The following is a 4,784-nucleotide window of genomic DNA, read 5'->3' as shown; positions in this document are numbered from 1 at the left end:
GGCGGGCGGCCTCTTGCGCGGCGGCGGCAGCGGCAGCCGCCGCGGCCGCCTGGGCGACGGCTGCAGCTTCAGCGGCGGCGGCTTCGGTGGCCTCCGCCTCTGCGTCGACATCTGTCCCTGTCTCGGCACTCACGGTCTGCGCGGCGACGGGGCCGGGGACGGCAGCGGGACAGGCAAGGGCAAGCGCGGCGCACAGGGCGGCAAGGCGACGCTGAACGGGGGGCATGTCGAAGGTCATCACGGCAGCAAAATCCTTGGGCAGCAATCGGATAGCGGCACGATAACGTTCGGCGGGCCCGCCTGTCGAGCCATCCTTTGCCCCTGCGGCACACAGAAAGCTCTGGTCAAGCCAGCCGGGCTGGTGCAGGGTCTGGGCAGATTGAAAACAAAGGAAATTTCGCGGAGCATCGCCCTGACACGAGCCGAGACCATCACGGGCACCCCTGCCCCTCCGGCCGAGCCCTCCGCCGGGGCGTCGGATCGCGTGCTGGTCGTGGATCTGGACGGCACGCTGTTGCGCAGCGACATGCTTCACGAAACCCTGTGGGACGCGCTGACCCGCGATCCGCGGGCCGGGCTGCGCGCGCTCGGGGCGCTGCGGCGGGGGCGGGCGGCGTTGAAGGACGCGCTGGCGCAAGACACGACCGTGCGGGTCGAGACCCTGCCCTTCGACCCCCGCGTCATCGCCCGGATCGAGGCCCGGCGCGCGGCGGGCGGGCGCGTTGCACTGGTCACCGCCACCGATCAGCGGCTGGCCGAGGCGGTCGCGGCCCACCTGGGACTGTTCGACGAGGTGCATGGCAGCGCCGAAGGCGTGAACCTCAAGGGCGCGGAAAAGGCGCGGTTCCTGGTCGACCGCTACGGTCGGGGCGGGTTCGACTACATCGGGGACAGTTCCGCCGACCTGCCGGTCTGGGAGGCCGCGGAGCGCGCGATCAGCGTCGGCGCATCGGCGGCCGTGCGCCGCCAGCTGGACGCCCGCGCAGGCGCGCAGCCCGAGCATCTGCCCCCGGCGCAGGCGCACGCCGCCGCGATCCTGCGCGCGCTCAGGCCGCATCAGTGGCTCAAGAACGTGCTGGTCTTCGTGCCGATGGTCGCGGACCTCGCCTTTGACCCGCGCAGTTTCCTGCTGTCGCTCCTCGCCTTCGTCGCGCTGAGTTTCACGGCCTCGGCGGGGTACGTGGTCAACGACCTGCTCGACCTGTCCGACGACCGCAGCCACCCGCGCAAGCGCAACCGGCCCTTTGCCTCGGGGGCGGTCTCGGCGCAGGTGGGCACGGCGCTCATCCCGCTCCTGCTGCTGGTCGGCGCCATGGCCGCCCTTGCGGTGGGGCCGGTTCTGCTGGGGGTGGTCGCGCTTTATTTCGTGGCGACGCTGTCCTATTCGGTGAAGCTCAAGCAGCACACGATGGTCGATATCTGCATGCTGGCGACGCTTTACACGATCCGCATCATCGCGGGCGGGGTGGCGATCGGGGTCGTCCTGTCGGTCTGGCTGCTGGCGGTGTCGATGTTCATGTTCTTCTCGCTCGCCGCGGTGAAGCGGCTGGCCGAGCTGACCGACCTCGAGGCCGCGGGGCGCGAGGTCTCGCGGCGCGGCTACCGGGTCGAGGACCGGGCCGTGCTGAGCCAGATGGCCATCGCCTCGGGCTATCTTTCGGTGCTGGTGCTGGCGCTCTATATCGACGAGCCGCTCGTGCAGGAGAAATTCGGCGCGCCCTGGCTCTTGTGGGGAGTCTGTCCACTGCTGATCTTCTGGATCAGCCGGATGGTGATGATCGCCGCCCGCGGCGAGATGCATGACGACCCGATGATCTGGGCGCTGGAGAACCGCACCAGCCGCAAGGTGATGCTGGGCACCGCGATCTTCATCGCGCTGGCGGTGCTGGCATGAGCGGGCCGCCGCGGGGGGGCGCGCTGGCGCTGCGCTACGGTGCCTTCGCGGTGGTGGCGACGCTGGCCAATCTCGGCGCGCAACGCGTGGTGCTGGCCCTTTTCGACCGGGACGCGGCGGGAAGCTTCGTCGCTGCGATGCTGACCGGGACGGCGGTGGGGCTGGTGGTGAAATACCTGCTGGACAAGCGGTGGATCTTCTACGACGCGACCACGGGGGCCGCCGCACAGGGACGGCAGTTCGCGCTTTATACGGCCATGGGCGTGGTCACGACCGCGATTTTCTGGGTGACCGAAACCGCCTTCTGGCTGACATGGGGCACCGACCTTGCGCGCGAGATCGGCGCGGTCATCGGGCTGACCGTGGGCTATGTCACGAAATACCTGCTCGACCGGCGCTACGTCTTCCGCGCGGCGGGGGTGGCACCATGACGGCGCTTGCGGGATGGGGGCGGTTCCGCCCCGTCGAGACGCGGGTGGCGCGCATCCGCTCCGAGGCCGATGTCGCCGCGGCGCTGGCGGCGGGCGGCCCGCTGATCGCGCGCGGCAACGGGCGCGCCTATGGCGACAGCGCCGTCAGCCCCGGCGCGACGCTGGACATGACCGGCATGGACCGGATGCTGTCCTTCGACGCGGAGACCGGGGTGCTGGAGGCCGAGGCCGGTGTCCTGCTGGCCGATATCATCGAGACCTTCCTTCCCCGCGGCTGGTTTCCCGCGGTCACGCCCGGCACCCGCTTCGTCACCCTGGGCGGCGCCATCGCGGCGGATGTGCATGGCAAGAACCACCATCTCGACGGCAGTTTCGGGGCCTTCGTCGACTGGGTCGACGTGATGGACGCCGAGGGCCGCGTCACCCGCGCCGTCCCCAACACCGAGCTCTTCGGCTGGACCGTGGGCGGCATGGGCCTGACCGGGGTGATCCTGCGCGCGGGCCTACGGCTGAAGCCGGTCGAGACCGGCTGGATCTGCCAGGACTTGCGCGCGACCCAGACGCTCGATGCCACCATCGACATGATGGAGGCGACGCTGCGCGCGCCCTATTCGGTGGCCTGGCTCGATTGCGTGACGACCGGGCCGATGATGGGCCGCGGGCTGGTGATGCTGGGCCGTCACGCTTGCGTCAACGACCTGCCCCCCTCGCAGCGCAGCCGCCCCTATCACGTGCCGCGCAAACCCACCGTGCGCCTGCCCGTCGACCTGCCCGCCATGGCGCTGAACGGCCTCACCCGGCAGGCGTTCAACGCGCTCTACTACTGGAACGGGCGGCGCAAGCCGGGCGAGCGGCTGGTGGATTGGCAGAGCTATTTCTACCCGCTCGACGCCGTGCTGGACTGGAACCGCGGCTACGGGCGCGCGGGCTTCGTTCAGTTCCAATGCGCCCTGCCCCAACACACCGCGCGCGAAGGGATGCATGCGCTGCTGGCGGCCATCGCCAAATCGGGCGAGGCCTCGGTCCTGTCGGTGCTGAAACGCTTCGGCCCGCAGGAGGGCCGGTTTTCCTTTCCCATGGCGGGCTATACGCTCGCCCTCGATTTCCCAGTGAACGACCGGAGCCTTGCCCTGATGGAGACCCTCGACCGGATCACGCTCGACCATGGCGGGCGCTTCTACCTGGCCAAGGATGCGCGGATGCCCCGCGCCGTGCTGGAGGCCGCCGACGACCGCGTCACCGCGTTCCGCGAGATGCGGGCGGCGACGGGCGCGGGCGCGCGCTTCGTCTCGGTGCAGTCCGAAAGGCTGGGCCTGTGAGCGGGCGGGTGACCGGGCCGGTTCTGATCCTCGGCGCGACCTCGGACATGGCGCGCGCGGTGGCCCGCGGCTTCGCCGCCAAGGGCTGCGCGATCCAACTGGCCGCGCGCGACCCCGCCGCGCTGGAGCGCGACCGCGCCGACCTCGAGACGCGCTACGGCGTGGCGGTCAGCCTGCACCGCTTCGACGCGCTGGAGGTGGAGGGGCACGCGGGTTTCGTGGCCGCTCTGCCAGAGCTGCCACAGGTGGCCATCTCGGCCATCGGCCTGATGGGCGAGCAAAGCGAGAACGCCGCCGACATGACCCGCGCCGCCCATGTCATGCGCGCGAATTTCGAGGGGCCCGCGACGATCCTCGGCGCACTGGCCAACGCGATGGAGGCGCGCGGCGCGGGCACGCTGGTGGGAATCAGCTCGGTCGCGGGCGAGCGCGGGCGCGCGTCGAACTATGTCTACGGCAGCGCCAAGGCGGGGTTCACGGCCTATCTCTCGGGCCTCAGGAACCGGCTCGCGGGCAGGGGCGTGCATGTGGTGACCGTTCTGCCGGGCTTCGTGGCGACGAAGATGACCGAAGGCCTGGACCTGCCCGCGCGCCTTGTCGCGCAGCCCGAAGAGGTGGCGCAGGCCATCCTCGCCGCGGTCGAGCGCGGGCAGGAGGTGATCTATGTCCGCCGCATCTGGCGGCTGATCATGGCCATCATCCGCGCGATCCCCGAGACGATCTTCAAGAAAACCTCGATCTGAGAGGGCCGAAACCCGCCCATGGGGGCCCGGAATGGGCGGAATCTCGCCAGCCGTGCGAGGTCGGCGCGACTCTTGCTCCTGCGTTGTTGAGATATTCACCCAAGGCGCGTAGGCGGCATTTCATGAATGGGACAGTGATCGCGCATCGCATGGCGCGGATGGCAACCGGCGTGACCCGCCTGATGGACAGCCCCAACGGCGTGATCGCCGCTCTGGTGCTGTCGGCCTGCGTTGCGGGAACGGCGGGGCTTGCCGTGCTGTCGGCGGCGCTGCCGCATGTGATGCGCGCCGCCCCCACGGTCGAGATGACGGCCGCCGACGCGCCCGCGCGCCCGGTGCCCCGCCCCGCCGCGCGGGTGCGCCCCCTGCTTGCGCCCGCCGACCCGGCGGTGAGCGC

General features: G+C 70.7%; 6 protein-coding genes. 5 read left to right on the top strand and 1 reads right to left on the bottom strand.

Translation table 11 applies throughout. The features are described 5' to 3' along the window. A partial coding sequence (locus QQK83_RS18815) for an organomercurial lyase (protein ID WP_284266907.1) occupies positions 1–241 on the bottom strand: 241 nt, incomplete at its 3' end. Positions 242–484: 243 nt separating this feature from the next. Between QQK83_RS18815 and QQK83_RS18810 the strand changes: the two genes are divergently transcribed. The 5 genes from QQK83_RS18810 to QQK83_RS18790 form a co-directional block, all read left to right on the top strand. Next, positions 485–1,894: a UbiA family prenyltransferase gene (locus QQK83_RS18810; RefSeq protein WP_284266904.1), complete on the top strand. Its 1,410-nt coding sequence runs from the start codon at positions 485–487 to the stop codon at positions 1,892–1,894. Then, positions 1,891–2,325: a GtrA family protein gene (locus QQK83_RS18805; protein ID WP_284266902.1), complete on the top strand. Its 435-nt coding sequence runs from the start codon at positions 1,891–1,893 to the stop codon at positions 2,323–2,325. Before QQK83_RS18810 ends, QQK83_RS18805 begins: the two co-directional genes overlap by 4 nt. Further along, the gene (locus QQK83_RS18800; RefSeq protein WP_284266900.1) at positions 2,322–3,644 is read left to right on the top strand and encodes an FAD-binding oxidoreductase; all 1,323 of its coding nucleotides are present in this window, start codon (positions 2,322–2,324) and stop codon (positions 3,642–3,644) included. Before QQK83_RS18805 ends, QQK83_RS18800 begins: the two co-directional genes overlap by 4 nt. Next, complete coding sequence (locus QQK83_RS18795; RefSeq protein WP_284266898.1) at positions 3,641–4,387, top strand: SDR family oxidoreductase; 747 nt, start codon at positions 3,641–3,643, stop codon at positions 4,385–4,387. The genes QQK83_RS18800 and QQK83_RS18795 overlap by 4 nt, the downstream gene beginning before the upstream one ends. Positions 4,388–4,509: 122 nt before the next feature. Further along, on the top strand, positions 4,510–4,784 hold a 275-nt coding region (locus QQK83_RS18790; protein WP_284266897.1), incomplete at its 3' end, for a hypothetical protein.

Source organism: Roseicyclus amphidinii (assembly GCF_030163755.1).
In the GTDB taxonomy this organism is placed as follows: Bacteria; Pseudomonadota; Alphaproteobacteria; order Rhodobacterales; family Rhodobacteraceae; genus Roseicyclus; species Roseicyclus amphidinii.
This window is presented reverse-complemented; position numbering and strand designations above follow the sequence as displayed.